Genomic DNA, 17,744 nt, shown 5'->3' with positions numbered 1-17,744 from the left:
AAAACTGCCGGTCGCCGAGGTCTGCCGGGTCCACTCTGTCGCATCCGACAATCGCTGTCCGTTAACATCGGAGTCGCCGGCTGGCGACAAGGCGACCATGGAGTACATCAGTTCCTGACTCCTGAAGTGCCGAGAGCTATATTTGAGGGGTGAGCGCGCGTTCGTAGTCCTGGCGCGGGAATTGGTGAGTTTTGCAGATGAGCAAGCTGTTATCCCGAATGCCGGCTGCCGCGTTCGGCCCGCAGCGGACATTCCGTCGTCATTACAATCCAGCCAGAATTGTTGATCATTTAATAGGCGACGTCTTCCAGCCGATAGCGGAATCTTCTGCGCTCCGGCAAATCCCAGCCGGGTTCGCGGTCGGTGTCGCGCGGTGGCGTGCCAACTGGTGGCGGGGCCTGTGGGGCGGGCGAGGTTGCCGTTGATGCGACCGCCGGCGGCGGGACCGCGATAGGAACAGGCGGGATCGTACCGGCTGGCGTTGCGGAGGCCGGCTTCGACGCCGCGATCAGTTCATCGCGCAGTCGGCATGCTATTTTGAAGGTCTTGTCGCCGGGGCGGCGGATGAATAAATCCTGCCACGCGTTGCGCGTCGAGCGCGCGAACGATTGCGCGAACTGGTTCGGCGACACCGCGCGGCCATTGTGGATGATCTGGTCGCCTTTAACGCGCGCGTAGTTGTTTTCGCCGTAGCTCCATGATTTCAGCACGGTGCCTTCGGGAAGGAACAGTGATTTCCATTGATAGCCGTGCATGTCCTCGGGGTCCGCGCCCGGCGCGAATCTGGCCGGGTCTTCCAGCCAGCATTCGATGGCCTTCGTGATGGCTTCCGAAATATCTTGCGAGCCGCCACGGCGGCGCAGTTTTTCTATTAGCCGGAGCAGGGTGTCGGTGGGCATCTGCACGGTCACTGTGGTATTCATGCGATTTTCTCCCCTATTTTGTTCTGCTTTCCCATATTTAGACCGGGAGGCGCGGCGATAGTTCAATCCTTGGGAAAATAGGGGAAAACAGGGTGTGGAATCGGGCTTTTGCTACATGGAGCGGGACGGCCCACCCGGCAGTCGCCATCAATGGCAGCCTTGTTGCACAGTGCCGGATTGACAGCGGATGTCGAGGCATCGCGGTCGGTGGACGACAAAACACCAGCCGAGCCGCCGAGGTTTGAATGAGTTCGCCAACGTAAAAAAGGGAAGCCCGTGGGCTTCCCTTTTTTGCTGTGCAGGCGCGGCGCCAGGCGCCGCGCTGCTCACCGGCTTATCGTCAGATGCTTTCCAGCGCCGCGTTGAAGCTGGCGCTAGGACGCATGATCGCTTCGGTCTTGGCTGGGTCCGGATAGTAGTAGCCGCCGATGTCCATCGGCTTGCCCTGTACATCCTTGAGCTCGCCGACGATTTTGCCTTCGTTCTCGGCCAGCGCCTTGGCCAGCGGCGCGAAGTGCGCCTGCAGCTCGGCGTCGTCGGTCTGCGCGGCCAGCGCCTGCGCCCAGTACAGCGCCAGGTAGAAGTGGCTGCCACGGTTGTCGAGCTCACCGGTGCGCGACGACGGCGATTTGCTGTTGTCGAGCAGCTTGCCGGTGGCGACGTCGAGCGTTTGCGCCAGGATCTTGGCCTTGGCGTTGCCTTCCTTGATGCCCAGCTCTTCCAGCGAGACGGCCAGCGCCAGGAACTCGCCCAGCGAATCCCAGCGCAGGTGGTTTTCCTCCACCAGCTGCTTGACGTGCTTCGGCGCCGAACCGCCGGCGCCGGTCTCGTACATGCCGCCACCGGCCATCAGCGGCACGATCGACAGCATCTTGGCGCTGGTGCCCAGTTCCAGGATCGGGAACAGGTCGGTCAGGTAGTCGCGCAGGATGTTGCCGGTCACCGAGATGGTGTCGAGGCCGCGCGAGACGCGTTCCAGCGTGTAGCGCATGGCGCGCGTCTGCGACATGATGTGGATGTCCAGGCCGCTGGTGTCGTGGTCCTTGAGGTAGAGCTGGACTTTCTTGATCACTTCGGCTTCGTGCGGACGGTAGGTGTCGAGCCAGAACACGGCCGGCATGCCGGACTGGCGCGCGCGGGTGACGGCCAGCTTGACCCAGTCGCGGATCGGCGCGTCCTTGACCTGGCACATGCGCCAGATGTCGCCCGCTTCCACGGTCTGGGTCAGCAGCACTTCGCCCGTGTCGAGGTCGGTGATGTTGGCGATGCCGCCTTCGGCCACTTCGAACGTCTTGTCGTGCGAGCCGTATTCCTCGGCCTGCTGGGCCATCAGGCCGACGTTGGGCACGGTGCCCATGGTGGTCGGGTCGAAGTTGCCGTGCCATTTGCAGAAGTTGATCATCTCCTGGTAGATGCGGGCGAAGGTCGATTCCGGCATGACCGCCTTGACGTCGGCGGTGCGGCCGTCGGCCCCCCACATCTTGCCGCCGATGCGGATCATGGCCGGCATCGAGGCGTCGACGATCACGTCGTTGGGCGAATGGAAGTTGGTGATGCCCTTGGCCGAGTCGACCATGGCCAGCTTGGGACGGTGCTCCAGGCAGGCGTGCAGGTCCTTCATGATCTCTTCCTTCTGCGACGACGGCAGCTTCTCGATCTTGTCGTACAGGTTGACCATGCCGTTGTTGACGTTCACGCCCAGTTCCTCGAACAGCTTGGCGTGTTTCTCGAACGCGTCCTTGTAGAAGATGCGCACGCAGTGGCCGAACACGATCGGGTGCGACACCTTCATCATCGTCGCCTTGACGTGCAGCGAGAACATCACGCCGGTCTTGTAGGCGTCGTCGATTTCCTTCTCGTAGAATTCGAGCAGGGCTTTCTTGCTCATGAACATGGAGTCGATGATCTCGCCAGCCTGCAGCGCGACCTTCGGCTTGAGCACGATGGCCTTGCCCGACGCGGTCAGCAGTTCCATCTTGACGTTGCGGGCCTTGTCCAGGGTCAGCGATTTTTCACCATGGTAGAAGTCGCCGCCGTGCATGTGCGACACGTGGGTGCGCGACGCCTGGCTCCATTCGCCCATCGAGTGCGGGTGCTTGCGGGCGTATTCCTTGACGGCCTTGGGGGCGCGGCGGTCGGAGTTGCCTTCGCGCAGGACCGGGTTCACGGCCGAGCCGGTGCACTTGCTGTAGCGCGCCTTGAGGGCTTTTTCCTCGTCGGTTTTCGGGTCTTCCGGGAAGTCGGGCAGGGCGTAGCCCTTTTCCTGCAGTTCGCGGATGGCGGCCTGCAGCTGGGCCACCGAGGCCGAGATGTTGGGCAGCTTGATGATGTTGGCTTCGGGCTTGAGGGTCAGCGCGCCCAGTTCGGCCAGGTTGTTCGGCACTTTTTGCGCGTCGGTGAGGAATTCCGGGAACTCGGCCAGCACGCGGGCGGCGACGGAAATATCCTTGGCGACAACGTCGACGCCGGCCGGCGTGGTGAACTTCTTGATAATCGGTAGCAGGGAATACGTCGCCAGCAACGGCGCCTCGTCAGTCAGTGTGTAGATGATTTTTGACTTTTGTGTTGACATTGTCATTCCCTTGTATACGGTAGTGTAGTTAATGTTTCCGCAACGGGGGCAGGATCGTCTGCCTGGAACCCGGGGCGGATGGTGCGCTGGCGCGGTCGCCATTCCCACTCAAGTGCTTATTTTAGGACAATACGGGCCGGCTTGGGCGGAAACCCCTTCATCGGGCGGGGTGGCGGGCCGGTTTTTTGCCGTTTCCGGGGCGTGGGCGGGGCCGGCGGGGCCGAATGTGTTATCCTGAGGCACGGTCCTCGTTCACCGTCCCCGTAGCCCGCCTAGTTGACGACTGGAAAAACAAGTTTCTCCATGCGTCTCAACGACCCCAATCAAAACCACCTGCTCGCCGCCCTGCTGGAGTCCGATTTCGCGCGCCTGTCGCCGCACCTCGAACCGATCATGATGCGGCTGGGGGACGTGCTGTACGAGTCCGGCGGCCAGCTACAACATGTCTATTTCCCAACATCGGCGATTGTTTCCCTGCACTACGTGCTGGAGAACGGCGGTTCGTCCGAGATTGCCGGCGTCGGCAACGAGGGCATCCTCGGCATCTCGCTGTTTATGGGCGGAAATACAACGCCCAGCCGCGCGGTGGTCCAGACGGCCGGCCACGGCTACCGCTTGAAGTCGCACATCCTGATGGAGGAGTTCAACCGCGCCGGCCCCGTCATGCGGCTGCTGCTGCGCTACACGCAGGCGCTGCTGACGCAGATGTCGCAGACGGCCGTCTGCAACCGCCACCACACCGTCGAGCAGCAACTGTGCCGCTGGCTGCTGCTCACGCTCGACCGCTTGCCGGGCAACGAGCTGACGATGACGCAGGAATTGATCGCCAACATGCTCGGCGTGCGCCGCGAGGGCGTCACCGTGGCCGCCGGCAAGTTGCAGGAGAACGGCTACATCAGCTACCGCCGCGGCCATATCACCGTGCTCGACCGCGTAGGCCTGGAGGCCGAGGTGTGCGAGTGCTACGACGTCGTCAAAAAGGAATTCGCGCGGCTGATGTCAGACGTGCTGCAACGCCAAGGATCGCAATGAGCCCCCACCACACCGACGCGCCGCTGCTCAAGGCCGACGCCCTGCAGCAGGCCATCTTCAAGAGCGCCAATTTTTCCTGCATCGCCACCGACGCCCAGGGCGTCATCCAGCTGTTCAACGTCGGCGCCGAGCGCATGCTCGGCTATAGCGCCGGCGAGGTCGTCAACCTGATCACGCCGGCCGGCATTTCCGACGCCCAGGAGATGATCGAGCGGGCCGAGGCGCTGAGTCTGGAGCTGGGCACCCCCATCCGCCCCGGCTTCGAGGCGCTGGCGTTCAAGGCCTCGCGCGGCATCGAGGACATGTACGAGCTGACCTATGTGCGCAAGGACGGCAGCCGTTTTCCCGCCATCGTGTCGGTCAGCCCGCTGCGCGACGGCGACGACAAGATCATCGGTTATCTGCTGATCGGCACCGACAACACGGCCCGCAAGCAGGTCGAGGACGCCCAGGCGGTGCTCGACGCCCGGCTGCGCGAGCAGCAACTGGCGCTGCAGGAGACCAACGTCGAACTGGAGGCCGCGCGCGCCGCGGCGGACAAGGCCAACCGGGCCAAATCGGAGTTCCTGTCGAGCATGAGCCACGAGCTGCGCACACCGCTCAACGCCGTGCTCGGCTTCGCGCAGCTGCTGGCGTCGGACAAGCCGCCGCCGACCCCTTCGCAACTGCGCTCGATCGACCAGATCCTCAAGGGCGGCTGGTATCTGCTGCAACTGATTAACGAAATCCTCGACCTGGCCATGATCGAATCGGGCAAGGTGACGATGTCGCAGGAATCGATGGGGCTGTCCGAGGTGCTCAAGGATTGCCAGGCGATGGTCGGGCCGCAGGCGCAAAAGCGCGGCATCCGGTTGGTGTTCAACCCGATGGCGCGGCCGTTCTTCGTCCACGCCGACCGCACCCGCGTCAAGCAGGTGATGATCAACCTGCTGTCGAACGCGATCAAGTACAACCGCGTCGGCGGCAGCGTGACGGTGACCTGCGGCGAGGGCAGCGACGGCATGGTGCGCGTCAGCGTGGCCGACACCGGCGCCGGCCTGAGCGACGAGCAGATCGCCCACCTGTTCGAACCGTTCAACCGCCTCGGGCAGGAGGAGGGCGGCGAGGAGGGCACCGGCATCGGCCTGGTCGTCACCAAGCAACTGGTGGAACTGATGCACGGTTCCATCGGCGTCGACAGCGACGTCGGCGCCGGCACCACGTTCTGGGTCGAACTGGCCGCCAGCGACGAACCGGTGCTCGAGATGGCCGCCTTCGACACCAGCACCTACATCGATCAACAGGTCGACGCCGCGCCGCGCACGCTGCTGTATGTCGAGGACAATCCGGCCAACCTGAACCTGGTCGAACAGCTGATCACGCGCCGGCCCGACCTCAAGCTGCTGACGGCGATCGACGGCTACGCCGGTATCCAGCTGGCGCGCACCTACCAGCCGGACGTGATCCTGATGGACATCAACCTGCCCGGCGTCAGCGGCTTCGGCTGCCTCAAGATCCTGCAGGAGGACGCGACCACCGCCCACATCCCGGTCATGGCGCTGTCGGCCAACGCCATGCCGCGCGACATAGAAAAAGGCGAGGAGGCCGGTTTCTTCCGCTATCTGACCAAACCCATCAACGTGGCCCAGTTCATGGACGCATTGGACCTGGCGCTGGCGTTCGCCGCCGCCCATAAGGAAGTGCACCATGATTGACGCCACCCAGCTGTTAAATGCCAGCATCCTGATCGTCGACGACCAGGAGGCGAATGTCATGCTGCTCGAGCGCATGCTCAGCAACGCCGGCTACACGCAGGTCACCAGCACGATGGACCCGTTCGCCGTCGGCGCGCTGCACCTGGCCAACCACTACGACCTGATCTTGCTCGACCTGCAAATGCCCGGCATGGACGGCTTCGAGGTGCTCGAGGCGCTCAAGCTGATCGAGCCCGACGGCTACGTGCCGGTGCTGGTCGTGACCGCCCAGCCCGGCCACAAGCTGCGCGCTTTGCAGGCCGGCGCCAAGGACTTCGTCGCCAAGCCGTTCGAGCTGGTCGAGGTCGAGACGCGCATCCACAACATGCTCGAAGTGCGCCTGCTGCACCGACAGCTCAACCGCTACAACCAGCAACTGGAGCACCAGGTGATGGAACGCACGGCCGAATTGCGCGCCAGCGAGGCGCGCTTCCAGCGCTACGCCGAGCTGTCGAGCGACTGGTACTGGGAGCAGGACGCCGAAGGCAAGCTCAGCCATTGGTCGGGGCCGGTGATGGACATGGTCGGCATCGGCGCCGGCGCCGCCGACGGCTGGGATGTCGCCGAGCGCGCCACCCTGGAAGCCAATATCGCCGAACGCAAGCCGTTCCTCGACTTCGTCTACCGGCGCACCGCCGCCAATGGCAAGGTGCAGTACCTGCAAGTCAGCGGCGAGCCGATGTTCGACGAGGCCAGCCGCTTTGTCGGCTACCGTGGCGTCGGGCGGGATGTGACGGCGATGGCGGCGATGTTTGCAGCAAGCAACTGACCAGGGACAGTGAAATACCTCGGAGACACGTAGGGCGGATTAGCGGGCAAGGCCCGCTAACCGCCGGGAGGGCCATCGAAGGAGCGTCCTCCTGCCGGAGGACTTGAGAGGCGGAACGCCGTAATCGGCCATGCGTGCGCCGCTGGCGGCTCATGGCCGATTACGCTACGCTAATCCGCCCTACGTGGAATAGAGGAATGCCCATGCTCCTGCCCAATGAATCATCGCTCATCGACGCGCTGCCTTTCCCGGCATTGATCCAGGCGTTGCGCGACGCCTTCGCCACCGGCGCCGACGTCCCGCTGCGCCACACCCACCACATCGGCAGCGGCGACACCGCCGGCATCTCGCTGCTGATGCCGGCCTGGGACGCCGACGGCTTCTACGGCGTCAAGATCGTCAACATCCACAGCAACAACCACAAGCGTAACAAGCCCGGCCTGCACGCCACCTACATCCTGCACGACGCCACCACCGGCGAGCCGCTGGCCATCTTCGACGGCAACGTCATCACCTCGCGCCGCACCGCCGCCGCCTCGGCGCTCGGCGTCGACTACCTGGCCCGCAAGGACGCGCGCTCGCTGCTGGTGTGCGGCGCGGGGCGGGTCGGCAGCCTGCTGGCGCCGGCCATCGCCACCGTGCGGCAACTGGACGACATCATGGTCTGGGACATCGACGCCGGCGCCGCCGCGCGGACGGTGCGGGCGTTGCTGGCGCGGGGCTTGCCGGCCCGCGTCGCGCCCGCGCTGGAGCCGGCCGCGCGCGGCGCCGACATCATCAGCTGCGCCACGCTCGCCAGCGCACCGTTTCTGCGGGCCGAATGGCTGGCGGCGGGCAGCCATGTCGATCTGGTCGGCGGCTTCACGCCGCAGATGTGCGAGGCCGAACCGGCCTGCTTCGCCGGCGCCGGCGTCTGGGTGGACACGGCCGAGGCCACGCAAAAGTCCGGCGACATCCTCAACGCCATCGCCGCCGGCTGCCTGAAGGGGGAGGAGATACGCGGCGATCTCGCGGCGCTGGCGCGCGGACAGTGCGCCGGCCGCACGTCGCCGGAGCAACGCACGGTGTTCAAGGCGGTCGGCACGGCGCTGGAGGACCTCGCCGCCGCCAAGTTGGCCTTCAAGAACCTGGGAGCCCCTGTCTCCACGCATCGTGTACACCCTCAATGCTGATAGACGCCGGCGCTGTTGCCGCTGCCAGCCTGCGTGACGCCGGCCACGAAACCTTCGCCCGTTTGCGTGATCCAGGCGAGGTTCGGCGTGACCGACCCGGGACCGGACTGCGTCACCGAGGCGGTGTTGAGTGAGCCGAGCTGGCTGATGGTCGCGCCGTTCGATCCGGAGTTCTGGCTGACGATGGCGGTGTTGGCGTTCCCCGTTTGCGTCGTCACCGCCCCGCCGGCGGCGTAGACGTTGGTGATCGCCAGATTGTCGGCGCCATTCTGGCTGATCTCGGCTTGCGTATCGAAACCGGTCGAGGTCATGTTGCCGCGCGCCTCGTTGCCGGTGCCGACCTGGCGGATGCTGATGCCCGAGTAGAAGGCGTCGTCGTAGGTGACGGTGGCGCGGTTGGCCGTGCCTTCCTGGTAAATCGGCAAGCCCGCATAGCCCGACCAATTCCGTCTGACGGTGATGACATTGTCCGAGCCGTACTGCTCGGGACGGAAGCTGACCGCCCCGACTTCGGTGGCGATGTCATCGATGATGTTGCGCTCCCCGTGCTGTTCCACGCGGATGGTCGATTCGTACGCGCCGTTCTGCAGCAAGGTGGCGACGTTGCCGCTGCCGGACTGGTTGAGGTAGGCGAAGCCGAAGAGGCCGCCTTCGTTGATGTGCTGGAGCGTGAGCCGGTTGGCGTCGCCCATCTGGCTGACGGCGACGATCATGCCGGGCGTGTCGTGCAGCAGGATGCCGCCGGTGCGGCTGCCGGGGTCGCCGACCATGTTGTAGTTGCCGGTCTGGACAATGGAGACGGTGGAGCGTTCGCTGGCTTGGTTCTGGTCGACGTAGGCTTGATTGCCGATGCCCGTTTGGGTGACCGTGGCGGAAGTGGGGGACGATTGCGCGAACGCGCCGGCCATGGCCAGGGCCAGGGCGGCGGCGACGGTGGATTTCAGATAGTTCATGATAGCTCCTTGCGGTAAACGTTGAGAAAAAGGGGGCGTGGCCACGTGCCGGCAAACTCAGCGCTGTTGGATGCCGGAGCTGTTGCCCGTACCCGTCTGCGCGATGCCGGCCACGTGTCCGTCCCCGGTCAGCGTGATCCAGGCGCTGTTCGGCGTCGCGCTTTGCGGCGCCGGAAGGCCGGTTTGCGTGATGGACGCCGTGTTGAGGTTGCCGGTCTGGAGGATGATCGACTCGCTCAGGTATTGGGTCTGATTGACGGTTGCGCTGTTCTGGTTGCCGGCCTGCGTGATCGTCGAAACGTTCTGGCTGCCGCCGAGGTTGGCGGTGGCCTGGTTGGCGTTCCCTGTTTGCACGATGAACAAGGTGGTCGACAGCGTGTCGATGTGGTTGACGGTCGCCTGGTTGTCCATGCCCTGCTGACTGACGCTGGCGAAGGAGAAGAACGCGTTGTCCTGCGTGACCGTCGTCCTGTTGCGTTCGCCTTCCTGGGTCACGATCGGTCCCGAAAAGCCCGACACGCTGGTGGTCACGCCGACCATGTTGTCGCTACCTCGCTGTGTGATGGTGGAGCCGGTCGCGAGGCTGCCGCTGTTGCGGATGTCGATCATGTTGCGCTCGCCCTGTTGCACCACGTTTTCGACCGATTGAAACACGTCGGTCTGCAAGATCGTGGCGGCGTTGTCCGCGCCGGACTGGTCGACACGTACGATATTGCGGTCGCCGACACTTTGCTGCAGCGTGAGCCCGTTGTTGTCTCCCGATTGCGTCACCGTGATGCCGGAGCCGTTCATATCGCGTTGCAGGATGCCGCCGGTCCGCGCGGCCGGGTCGCCGACGCTGTTGTGGTTGCCGGTCTGCGTGATGGACACGTTGGCGCTGGTGGCGCGGTGTTGTTCGACATAGGACTGGTTGCCGATACCGCTTTGAGTGAGCGTGGCGGTGTTCGGGAATTGCGCGGACGCGCTGGACGCGGCCAGCAGCAGGCCGGCGGCGATGGTGGAAATTGCGTATTTCATGATGTCTCCTTTGTGGTGGTGAAACGATGACGCGGGGTGTTGCATGGTTCGATGCCGGGCATCGGTGCTGACCATCAATGCTGAATCACGATGGCGCGCTTGCCGTTGCCGGTCTGGGTCACACGGGCGCTGGCGTCGTGGCCGTGCTGTTCGATGCGCGCGCTGTTGGCGTTGCCGTGTTGGTCGACGAGCGCGCTGTTGCCGGCGCCGCCCTGGACGATGGTGGCCTCGTTGCCGTTGCCGTTCTGTTGCAGTTCGACGGTGTTGGCGTATCCCTTCTGCGTCGCCGCCGCCGCGTTGTCCCGGCCGCGCTGCGAGGCCGACAGCCTGTGATCGCGGCCACCCTGGTCGACCGCGATCACGTTCACGGTGCCGCGCTGGCCGACCGTGGCCAGCGAGCCGCCGGCCAGCAGGCCGCCGGACGGCAACTCGGCGCCGGCCAGATCGCCGGCGGTGGCCAACCGGGCGGCGAACAGGGCGGCCACCACGCCCAGCCGGGCGCTCATGGCATCCCCCCGGCGGCGTTGTGGCGGGTGTCGCGATCGGTGGCGTAGCGCTGCACCACCGGATCGGACCAGCGGGCCGGGTCCTGCAGCGCCCAGTGGCCTTCACGCACGCCCTGGACGATCAGATGGGCCACGCCGGCCTCGATGGCCTCGTTCACGCACAGCTGGGTCGGTTCATTGCGCGTCATGCCGGCCTCCAGCTCCAGCAAATCCTTGACGTTGACGAACTTGAACAGGCTCGGATGCACTTCGTACGCGTAGACCGTCTTGGTGGTCGACACGCTTTGCAGGATCTGGCCGCTGCGGATATCGATGGTGCGCAGGTTGACGGTGACCTGGTCGACCCGGTACTGCGTGCTGACGCCGATGCCGAGAAAGCGGGCGCCGGCGCCGCCGGTGCGCACATTGCTTTCGAACGCGGTGATGCCGCCCTCGATCAGCACGGACGCCGCCAGCAGCGGCGGAATTTGCACCGCCGGCGTGCCGGCCGGTTGCGGCATTTCCAGCGCGCGCATGATCTTGCGTTCGGTGAGCAGGTTCTGCAGGTTTTCGCGCTCGACCGGAATGAACCAGCCCGATTCCTTGAGCGCCTTGATCAGCATCGACGACGCGCCTTGCGTGACGGCCGTGGAGAACGAGCTGTCCGGCGCCGGCTTGTACTGTCCGGTCTGGTCCCGGATGCCGTAGACCGCCACCGCCACCTTGCCTTTGGGCGGCGGCAGCTGGCGCAGGTCGCCGGTGGCGGCGGTCGATGGCGTCAACTGCGCGTCCTCGCGCGCCACCGACGGCGGATGGGTGATGGCGCAGCCCGACGACAGCAGCAGGGCCGCGACCGCCACGGCGAGCGGCGCGGGCTTCATTGCGCCACCTCGAACGAGGTCGATGCGCCGGTCGCCTTGTCGGTGGTGGTGATGCGCAGCATGCCGCCGCCCAGGTCGACCACGTTGATGGTGAAGTTCTGGGTGGAGAACGTGCCGGGCACCAGTTTGCCGTCGGCGCCGGTCAGCTTCGAGGTGGCGGCGGCGGCCAGTTGGCTGAGCACGGTGCGTTCGAGCGTCTGGTTGAACTGGGCCAGCGGCGACTGGTCCAGCATCGAGCGCCCCAGGCCGTCCTTGCCGACGTGCTTGTTGGTGGCCGTCGCCGTCGCCAGCAGATGCTGGCCGTTGGCCGGGTAGCCGCCGAACGCCGGGTTCAGCGGCTGGTAGACGATGTCCGTCGCGCTGGCGCCGCCGGCCAGCGGCAGGGCAAGGCAGGCCGCGAGGCCGGCGGCGGTCCGGGCGTGGCGTGTCGATCTGAGGATGGGCATGGCGGGCTCCTAAGTGTCAGAATTCATCGGGGGCCAGGTCGGCGTCCCGGACCAGCTTGCGCTCGACGTCGGTTTGCAGCACTGTCTGCCAGACCGTCTCGGCCGCGTTTTCGCTCAGCGAGCGGATGGCCGCGCGGGCCGGCGGCAGGCGGGTTTGAAACACGCGGCGTTGCGCGAAACCGATCCACACCTCGCTGCCCAGGCGCGCCGACGGACGTTCGTTGATCGACAGCGTGTAGTGCTCGCTGCCTTCCTTGTCGCGCCAGGCGGCCAGAAAGTACTGCGAGAAATCATGGCCGGCGATGGTCACCGTCTGCACGGTCACAACGCCCGCCGCCGGTTCGGGCTCGGCATCGGCCGCCGTGGCGGGCGCGCTCCAGACGCCGCCCAACCCCAGCAGGGCCGCGGCGATGACGATGTGACCAGTTGACATGTGGGCTCGCAGAGAAGGGGGGGCGGAAGGTGTGAAGTTCAGTATAGGAGCCGAGTCCCCTCCCAATTTGACGGCGATCATGCGGACTCGTCGTGGCACGTCAAGAAGGCGGGCCCGATTTGTATGGCGGAAATTGCTTGATTTGCGCACAGCCCGGCGGGTTTGAACAGACTGGTTTCGAAGACGAAACTTCTGCATACTGGCCACTCGACAGGAGGAGCACAATGAACAAATGGTTGATGCTGGGTATTGCAATCGTCGCGGAAACCATCGCGACATCCGCGCTGAAATCGAGCGAGGGGTTTTCCAAACTGGTGCCGTCGGCGATCGTGCTGGCCGGCTATGGCGTGGCGTTTTATTTTCTGTCGCTGACCTTGCGTTCGATACCGGTCGGCATCGCGTATGCCGTGTGGTCGGGCGTGGGGATCGTCCTCATCACGGTGGTCGGCTGGGCCTTTTTCGGTCAAAAGATGGATGCGCCGGCGCTGATCGGCATGGCGCTGATCATCGCCGGCGTGGTGATCATGAACGTGTTCTCGAGCGCCGGCGCGCATTGAACGGAAGGGCGTCTCGTTGGCTTCATGTCATCATCGCGTCACGGTCGGGAAATAAACTTCACACTTTTCAATCCGACCGAATCTGACATGAACCATCCCCACGGAACACAACTTCGCGTCCTGCTTGGCTCGGCGGCTATCTTGCTGGGGCTGCTCGGCTGCGGCGGTGGCGACGACCCCGACGTCACCGTCCCGACCCTGATCGGCTATGCCGTCCTGCCGGCGGATTCGTTCGTGGCCGGTCCCACCTCGGGCCAGTTCATCAGCGGCGGCGACTACACCAACGCCACCGCCAACTACGGTTACAGTTTGCCCATGGTGAACCAACAGCCGATGCAAGGCTTCTCGGCGCTCGCCAACGGTCCGCTTGCCGGCTGCTACTACGTCATGCAGGACAACGGCTTCGGCAGTAAGGCGGCGTCGCCGGACGCGTTGCTGCATGTGTATGCGATGAAGCCGGACTGGGCCAACGGTAAAATCATCCCGGCGAATTTCTCGACCTGCGACAGCCTGGCCGGCTTCGACGCCAGCAGTTTCATCCGCCTGCGCGACCCGGACCGCAAGCTCGGTTACAGCCTGGTGGCCGATGGCGTCAACTATCCCGGCACCACGACCGGCGGCAAAACCGTGGCGGTCGATCCGCTGATCAAGAGCAATCGCCTGCTGACCGGCGGCGATGTCGATCCGGAGTCGATGCTCATCGATGCCGATGGCAATTTCTGGTTCGGCGACGAATTCGGTCCTTTCCTGATCAAAACGGACAAGACGGGCAAGGTGCTGGCCAAGGAGATCGCCGTGCCCAACACGCGCAAGCTCGGCAACAATCCGCTGGTGCAAAGCCCCAGCAATCCATATCTGGGATCGGCCACGCCCAATCTGGCCAATTCGGGCGGGCTGGAGAGCATGACGATCAACACGTCGCGCACCCGTATCTACGCGCTGACCGAAAAGGAATTGACCACGGACAGCGATGCGCAGCGCCGCATCTTGAATGTGTTCGATATCGCCAGCGGGGCTTTCCTCAGCACCACTTACGCCTACCGCGTGGACAGCGGCACCTATGTCAATGCCGCCGGGGCGACGGTGTCGGAGAATTTCACCGTCAACGACATCACGGCCATCAACGACCATGAGTTCCTGGTGGTGGAGAAGGACCGTGGGGCGGGCGATGCGCGGTCGGGCAATTTCCCCGCATCCGGCGCGGATCGGGTGGCGGCCAAGGTCAAGAAGGTGTTCAAGATCGACCTGGACAAGGTGGATGCCAATGGCTATCTGGTCAAGGAGTTGGTGCTTGACCTGATGAATATCGCCGATCCGAAACGGCTGGGTGGCGCGGCGACGATCAACGGCGTGTTCACGTTCCCGATGGAATGCGTGGAGGCGGTGCGGGTGGTCGACAAGCGCACGCTGATGCTGGTCAACGACAACAATTACCCGGGCGCCGCGGCCTCGCGCAATCCGAAGAAACCGGACAACGATGAGTTTATCCTGGTGAGGTTGCCGGTAGCGTTGAACACGCCGTGATACGCTTGGTAAGTGTCGTGGCCGGGGTGCCGGCATTCCGCAGTTCCCCGTAGGGCGGATTAGCGAAGCGTCATCGGCCATGCATGCGCCGTCGGCGGCTCATCGATGGCCGATTACGGCGTTCCGCCTAATCCGCCCTACGTGTCTCCGTTGATTAATTTAGGCCCCGGTGCTATGCCCGTCGTGGCGAAGCGCTCCCGGTACAGCTTGGGCGTGATGCCCAGCCTTTTCTGGAACACGCGCCGCATATGCGCTTCGTCGCTGAAGCTGGCGCGCGCGGCCACCGTTTTGATCGGCAGCGCCAAATCCGCCAGCAACTGGGTGGCGCGCTCGAAGCGGCACGCCTCGATGAACGCTTGCGTGCTCACGCCCACCTCCTGCTGGAACACGCGCGTGAAGTGCCGCTCGCTCATCATCGCCCGCTGCGCCAGCTGGGCGACCGACAGCCGCTCATGCAGGTTGTCCAGTATCCAGTTCTGAATATCGCGGATGTTGGGCTTGGCCGTGCGCTCGCTCAGCAAATGCGCGCTGAACTGCGACTGCCCGCCCGGCCGCTTCAGATACACCACCATCTCGGTCGCCACCTCCAGCGCCAGGTCGCGGCCGAAATCCTCCTCCACCAACGCCAGCGCCAGATCGATGCCCGCCGTCACGCCCGCCGACGTCCACAAATTGTCCGCGCGGATGAAAATCGCGTCCGCCTCCACCGATATCGACGGGAAGTCGGCCTGCAGCCGGTCGGCCACGCTCCAGTGCGTCGTGGCGCGTTTGCCGTCCAGCACACCGGCCGCCGCGAGGAAAAACGCGCCGGAGCACAAGGCCGCCAGCCGCTTCAGGCGCGGCGCCGAGGCCGCCACCCAGCCGACGATGTCCGAGCCGTCGGCGAGCGCGGCCTGGATGTGGCGCGCGCCGACAATGATGGCGTCGTCCGGCAACGCCAGCGGGCTCAGCGCCTTGGTGGCGTCGAGCGACATCAAGGTATCCGAGCGCACCGGGCCGATCGCGGTCGAGGCGATGCGCACATCGTAGCCGGGCGCGCGGCCACGGCGCTGCAGGTGGAGGTTGGCGTATTCGAAAACGGACATCGGTCCGATCGCTTCCATCGCCTTGAAGCCGGGATAGACAACGATATCGATTGTCCTCGCGACAGTCCTGGCTGCCGTCGCTGGCTTGGCGTTCATGTGTTTGCGGTCACTGTTGGTCCTTAAAATCCGGTCATTATGGCACCATTTCCGGCCATTCTCATCCGTGGCGGGGCGCTTCGCGCCGGGCCGGCGGCACAATGGCGGATTCCAATATTGCCTCCCACGGAACCTGACCATGAAAACCAAAGCTGCCATCGCGTGGCGCGCCGGCGCGCCGCTGACCATCGAAGAAGTCGACCTGCAAGGCCCCAAGGCCGGCGAGGTGCTGATCGAGCTGAAGGCCACCGGCATTTGCCACACCGATTACTACACGCTGTCGGGCGCCGATCCGGAAGGCATCTTCCCCGCCATCCTCGGCCATGAGGGCGCCGGCATCGTCGTCGATGTCGGCCCCGGCGTCAAGACCCTGAAAAAAGACGACCATGTGATTCCGCTGTACACGCCGGAATGCCGCGAGTGCAAGTTCTGCCTGTCGCGCAAAACCAATCTGTGCCAGGCGATCCGCTCGACCCAGGGCCGTGGCCTGATGCCGGACGCCACCAGCCGCTTCTCGCTGGACGGCAAGCCGCTGTTCCATTACATGGGCACGTCCACTTTCTCCAACTACATCGTGGTGCCGGAAATCGCGCTGGCCAAGATCCGCGAGGACGCTCCGTTCGATAAAGTTTGCTACATCGGTTGCGGCGTGACCACCGGCGTCGGCGCCGTCTTGTTCTCGGCCAAGGTGGAGGCGGGCGCCAATGTCGTCGTGTTCGGCCTGGGCGGCATCGGCCTGAACGTGATCCAGGCGGCGCGCATGGTCGGCGCCGACAAGATCATCGGCGTCGACATCAATCCGGCGCGCCAGGAGATGGCGCGCAAGTTCGGCATGACCCACTTCATCAATCCGAAGGAAGTCGAAAACGTCGTCGACAGCATCGTGCAGATCACCGACGGCGGCGCCGACTACAGTTTCGAGTGCGTGGGCAACACCACCACGATGCGCCAGGCGCTGGAATGCACGCACAAGGGTTGGGGCAAGTCCTTCATCATCGGCGTGGCGGCGGCGGGGCAAGAGATCTCCACCCGGCCGTTCCAGCTGGTGACGGGACGCGAGTGGCGTGGTTCGGCCTTCGGCGGCGCGCGCGGCCGCACCGACGTGCCGAAGATCGTCGACTGGTACATGGAAGGCAAGCTCAATATCGACGACCTGATCACGCATCGCCTGCCGCTCGAGCGCATCAACGAAGGTTTCGATCTGATGAAAAGCGGGGAGTCGATCCGCTCGGTGGTGTTGTACTAATTAGTATGACAGCGGCCTGTGCCGCAGCGTAGAATTGGCATCTTTTGCTGAGGACAAGGATGTCATCGTGATGCGTTTCGCGTGCAAGGCCGTGCTGGCGATGATCCTGCTGGCGGCCGCCTATCTGGGGCTGGTCGCCGTCTGGGCGTCGACCTCCTTCAATGCCGTCATGGAGGCGGTGCCGGCGCCGCCCATGATGCCGCTTTCCGCGCGCCAGACCGCCATCCTGTTGCGGGTCGAGGACCCCACCTTCTTCAAGCATCCGGGCGTGAGCCTGGCCGAGGGGCAGGGCGTGGCCACGATCTCGTCGGCGGTCGCGCGCGACCTCTACCTGTCCGACCGGCCGCTGGCCGGCGTCTCCGGCGTGTTGCAGCGTTTTTACACACGCGTGTTCGACTGCTGCAAGAAGTTCGACCTGGGCCGCGACGTCATGGCGTTTGTGTTGAACGCGAAACTGCCCAAGCGTAACCAGTTGGCCTTGTACGTGGCCGACGTCTACATGGGCAGCCACGACGGCAAGCAGGTCATCGGGCTGCCGATGGCGTCCGACACCTATCTGGGCAAGCCGCTCGACGAGGCCAGCGAGGCGGAATTCATCGGCCTGGTGGCGATGATCAAGGCCCCCAACCAATACCATCCGCTGCTGCATCCCGAACAGCACGCCGCCCGCGTGGCGCGGATCCAGGCGTTGCTCGACGGAAAATGCAAGCCGGACGGCTGGTTCGATACCGATTACGACGCCTGCGCCCAATAGTTATTGTAAGATCGATTGAAAGATTATATTCGGACAGTATTGATTTTCGCGCAAATGTCGCCACAT

The 17,744-nt window shown here is 64.6% G+C and carries 17 protein-coding genes; 8 read left to right on the top strand and 9 right to left on the bottom strand.

Annotated elements, in window-relative coordinates; genetic code table 11:
• Nucleotides 1-290: 290 nt before the first annotated feature.
• Together MRBLMU1_RS06370 and MRBLMU1_RS06365 are read right to left on the bottom strand one after the other, a co-directional pair.
• The gene (locus tag MRBLMU1_RS06370; protein ID WP_363498686.1) at nucleotides 291-899 is read right to left on the bottom strand and encodes a hypothetical protein; all 609 of its coding nucleotides are present in this window, start codon (nucleotides 897-899) and stop codon (nucleotides 291-293) included.
• A gap of 364 nt (nucleotides 900-1,263) precedes the next feature.
• Nucleotides 1,264-3,495: an NADP-dependent isocitrate dehydrogenase gene (locus MRBLMU1_RS06365; protein ID WP_363498683.1), complete on the bottom strand. Its 2,232-nt coding sequence runs from the start codon at nucleotides 3,493-3,495 to the stop codon at nucleotides 1,264-1,266.
• 303 nt (nucleotides 3,496-3,798) lie between these two features.
• On the opposite strand from MRBLMU1_RS06365, the gene MRBLMU1_RS06360 reads away from it, so the two are divergent.
• The 4 genes from MRBLMU1_RS06360 (at nucleotide 3,799) to MRBLMU1_RS06345 (ending at nucleotide 8,201) form a co-directional block, all read left to right on the top strand.
• A complete protein-coding gene (locus tag MRBLMU1_RS06360; RefSeq protein WP_363498680.1) occupies nucleotides 3,799-4,527 on the top strand; it encodes a Crp/Fnr family transcriptional regulator in 729 nt (242 codons plus the stop codon).
• Nucleotides 4,524-6,221: a hybrid sensor histidine kinase/response regulator gene (locus MRBLMU1_RS06355; protein WP_363498678.1), complete on the top strand. Its 1,698-nt coding sequence runs from the start codon at nucleotides 4,524-4,526 to the stop codon at nucleotides 6,219-6,221. Before MRBLMU1_RS06360 ends, MRBLMU1_RS06355 begins: the two co-directional genes overlap by 4 nt.
• The gene (locus tag MRBLMU1_RS06350) at nucleotides 6,214-7,029 is read left to right on the top strand and encodes a response regulator (RefSeq protein ID WP_363498675.1); all 816 of its coding nucleotides are present in this window, start codon (nucleotides 6,214-6,216) and stop codon (nucleotides 7,027-7,029) included. The genes MRBLMU1_RS06355 and MRBLMU1_RS06350 overlap by 8 nt, the downstream gene beginning before the upstream one ends.
• 203 nt (nucleotides 7,030-7,232) lie before the next feature.
• A complete protein-coding gene (locus tag MRBLMU1_RS06345) occupies nucleotides 7,233-8,201 on the top strand; it encodes an ornithine cyclodeaminase family protein (RefSeq protein WP_363498672.1) in 969 nt (322 codons plus the stop codon).
• On the opposite strand, the gene MRBLMU1_RS06340 is transcribed toward MRBLMU1_RS06345, so the two are convergent.
• The 6 genes from MRBLMU1_RS06340 to MRBLMU1_RS06315 form a co-directional block, all read right to left on the bottom strand.
• Nucleotides 8,192-9,154, bottom strand: a complete 963-nt coding sequence (locus MRBLMU1_RS06340; protein ID WP_363498669.1) for a hypothetical protein — start codon at nucleotides 9,152-9,154, stop codon at nucleotides 8,192-8,194. The genes MRBLMU1_RS06345 and MRBLMU1_RS06340 overlap by 10 nt on opposite strands.
• A 57-nt stretch (nucleotides 9,155-9,211) precedes the next feature.
• Nucleotides 9,212-10,171, bottom strand: coding sequence for a hypothetical protein (locus MRBLMU1_RS06335; RefSeq protein WP_363498666.1), 960 nt, complete (start codon nucleotides 10,169-10,171; stop codon nucleotides 9,212-9,214).
• 74 nt (nucleotides 10,172-10,245) lie between these two features.
• Nucleotides 10,246-10,677 (bottom strand): hypothetical protein, encoded by a 432-nt coding sequence (locus MRBLMU1_RS06330; protein ID WP_363498663.1) that lies wholly within the window; start codon nucleotides 10,675-10,677, stop codon nucleotides 10,246-10,248.
• Nucleotides 10,674-11,537: a CsgG/HfaB family protein gene (locus MRBLMU1_RS06325; RefSeq protein WP_363498660.1), complete on the bottom strand. Its 864-nt coding sequence runs from the start codon at nucleotides 11,535-11,537 to the stop codon at nucleotides 10,674-10,676. The genes MRBLMU1_RS06330 and MRBLMU1_RS06325 overlap by 4 nt, the downstream gene beginning before the upstream one ends.
• Nucleotides 11,534-11,983: a curli assembly protein CsgF gene (locus MRBLMU1_RS06320; RefSeq protein WP_363498657.1), complete on the bottom strand. Its 450-nt coding sequence runs from the start codon at nucleotides 11,981-11,983 to the stop codon at nucleotides 11,534-11,536. The genes MRBLMU1_RS06325 and MRBLMU1_RS06320 overlap by 4 nt, the downstream gene beginning before the upstream one ends.
• A 16-nt stretch (nucleotides 11,984-11,999) precedes the next feature.
• A complete protein-coding gene (locus MRBLMU1_RS06315; protein ID WP_363498654.1) occupies nucleotides 12,000-12,416 on the bottom strand; it encodes a CsgE family curli-type amyloid fiber assembly protein in 417 nt (138 codons plus the stop codon).
• Between the two features lie 224 nt (nucleotides 12,417-12,640).
• Here MRBLMU1_RS06315 and MRBLMU1_RS06310 point away from each other — a divergent pair, with 224 nt between their 5' ends.
• Nucleotides 12,641-12,973, top strand: coding sequence for a DMT family transporter (locus MRBLMU1_RS06310; protein ID WP_363498651.1), 333 nt, complete (start codon nucleotides 12,641-12,643; stop codon nucleotides 12,971-12,973).
• A gap of 87 nt (nucleotides 12,974-13,060) precedes the next feature.
• Nucleotides 13,061-14,497 (top strand): esterase-like activity of phytase family protein, encoded by a 1,437-nt coding sequence (locus MRBLMU1_RS06305; RefSeq protein WP_363498648.1) that lies wholly within the window; start codon nucleotides 13,061-13,063, stop codon nucleotides 14,495-14,497.
• Nucleotides 14,498-14,634: 137 nt separating this feature from the next.
• On the opposite strand, the gene MRBLMU1_RS06300 is transcribed toward MRBLMU1_RS06305, so the two are convergent.
• Nucleotides 14,635-15,678: a GlxA family transcriptional regulator gene (locus MRBLMU1_RS06300; protein WP_363498645.1), complete on the bottom strand. Its 1,044-nt coding sequence runs from the start codon at nucleotides 15,676-15,678 to the stop codon at nucleotides 14,635-14,637.
• A gap of 139 nt (nucleotides 15,679-15,817) precedes the next feature.
• On the opposite strand from MRBLMU1_RS06300, the gene MRBLMU1_RS06295 reads away from it, so the two are divergent.
• The gene (locus MRBLMU1_RS06295) at nucleotides 15,818-16,924 is read left to right on the top strand and encodes an S-(hydroxymethyl)glutathione dehydrogenase/class III alcohol dehydrogenase (RefSeq protein WP_363498642.1); all 1,107 of its coding nucleotides are present in this window, start codon (nucleotides 15,818-15,820) and stop codon (nucleotides 16,922-16,924) included.
• Between the two features lie 70 nt (nucleotides 16,925-16,994).
• Complete coding sequence (locus MRBLMU1_RS06290) at nucleotides 16,995-17,678, top strand: transglycosylase domain-containing protein (RefSeq protein WP_363498941.1); 684 nt, start codon at nucleotides 16,995-16,997, stop codon at nucleotides 17,676-17,678.
• Nucleotides 17,679-17,744: the final 66 nt, after the last annotated feature.

It is taken from the genome of Burkholderia sp. LMU1-1-1.1, assembly GCF_040675865.1.
GTDB lineage: Bacteria > Pseudomonadota > Gammaproteobacteria > Burkholderiales > Burkholderiaceae_D > Rugamonas.
This window is presented reverse-complemented; position numbering and strand designations above follow the sequence as displayed.

Excerpts from the sequence above, each read along its gene's own strand:
- MRBLMU1_RS06370 (WP_363498686.1), bottom strand. The coding sequence starts at position 899 with ATGCCCACCGACACCCTGCTCCGGCTAATAGAAAAACTGCGCCGCCGT.
- MRBLMU1_RS06365 (WP_363498683.1), bottom strand. The coding sequence starts at position 3,495 with ATGTCAACACAAAAGTCAAAAATCATCTACACACTGACTGACGAGGCG.
- MRBLMU1_RS06360 (WP_363498680.1), top strand. The coding sequence starts at position 3,799 with ATGCGTCTCAACGACCCCAATCAAAACCACCTGCTCGCCGCCCTGCTG.
- MRBLMU1_RS06355 (WP_363498678.1), top strand. The coding sequence starts at position 4,524 with ATGAGCCCCCACCACACCGACGCGCCGCTGCTCAAGGCCGACGCCCTG.
- MRBLMU1_RS06350 (WP_363498675.1), top strand. The coding sequence starts at position 6,214 with ATGATTGACGCCACCCAGCTGTTAAATGCCAGCATCCTGATCGTCGAC.
- MRBLMU1_RS06345 (WP_363498672.1), top strand. The coding sequence starts at position 7,233 with ATGCTCCTGCCCAATGAATCATCGCTCATCGACGCGCTGCCTTTCCCG.
- MRBLMU1_RS06340 (WP_363498669.1), bottom strand. The coding sequence starts at position 9,154 with ATGAACTATCTGAAATCCACCGTCGCCGCCGCCCTGGCCCTGGCCATG.
- MRBLMU1_RS06335 (WP_363498666.1), bottom strand. The coding sequence starts at position 10,171 with ATGAAATACGCAATTTCCACCATCGCCGCCGGCCTGCTGCTGGCCGCG.
- MRBLMU1_RS06330 (WP_363498663.1), bottom strand. The coding sequence starts at position 10,677 with ATGAGCGCCCGGCTGGGCGTGGTGGCCGCCCTGTTCGCCGCCCGGTTG.
- MRBLMU1_RS06325 (WP_363498660.1), bottom strand. The coding sequence starts at position 11,537 with ATGAAGCCCGCGCCGCTCGCCGTGGCGGTCGCGGCCCTGCTGCTGTCG.
- MRBLMU1_RS06320 (WP_363498657.1), bottom strand. The coding sequence starts at position 11,983 with ATGCCCATCCTCAGATCGACACGCCACGCCCGGACCGCCGCCGGCCTC.
- MRBLMU1_RS06315 (WP_363498654.1), bottom strand. The coding sequence starts at position 12,416 with ATGTCAACTGGTCACATCGTCATCGCCGCGGCCCTGCTGGGGTTGGGC.
- MRBLMU1_RS06310 (WP_363498651.1), top strand. The coding sequence starts at position 12,641 with ATGAACAAATGGTTGATGCTGGGTATTGCAATCGTCGCGGAAACCATC.
- MRBLMU1_RS06305 (WP_363498648.1), top strand. The coding sequence starts at position 13,061 with ATGAACCATCCCCACGGAACACAACTTCGCGTCCTGCTTGGCTCGGCG.
- MRBLMU1_RS06300 (WP_363498645.1), bottom strand. The coding sequence starts at position 15,678 with ATGAACGCCAAGCCAGCGACGGCAGCCAGGACTGTCGCGAGGACAATC.
- MRBLMU1_RS06295 (WP_363498642.1), top strand. The coding sequence starts at position 15,818 with ATGAAAACCAAAGCTGCCATCGCGTGGCGCGCCGGCGCGCCGCTGACC.
- MRBLMU1_RS06290 (WP_363498941.1), top strand. The coding sequence starts at position 16,995 with ATGCGTTTCGCGTGCAAGGCCGTGCTGGCGATGATCCTGCTGGCGGCC.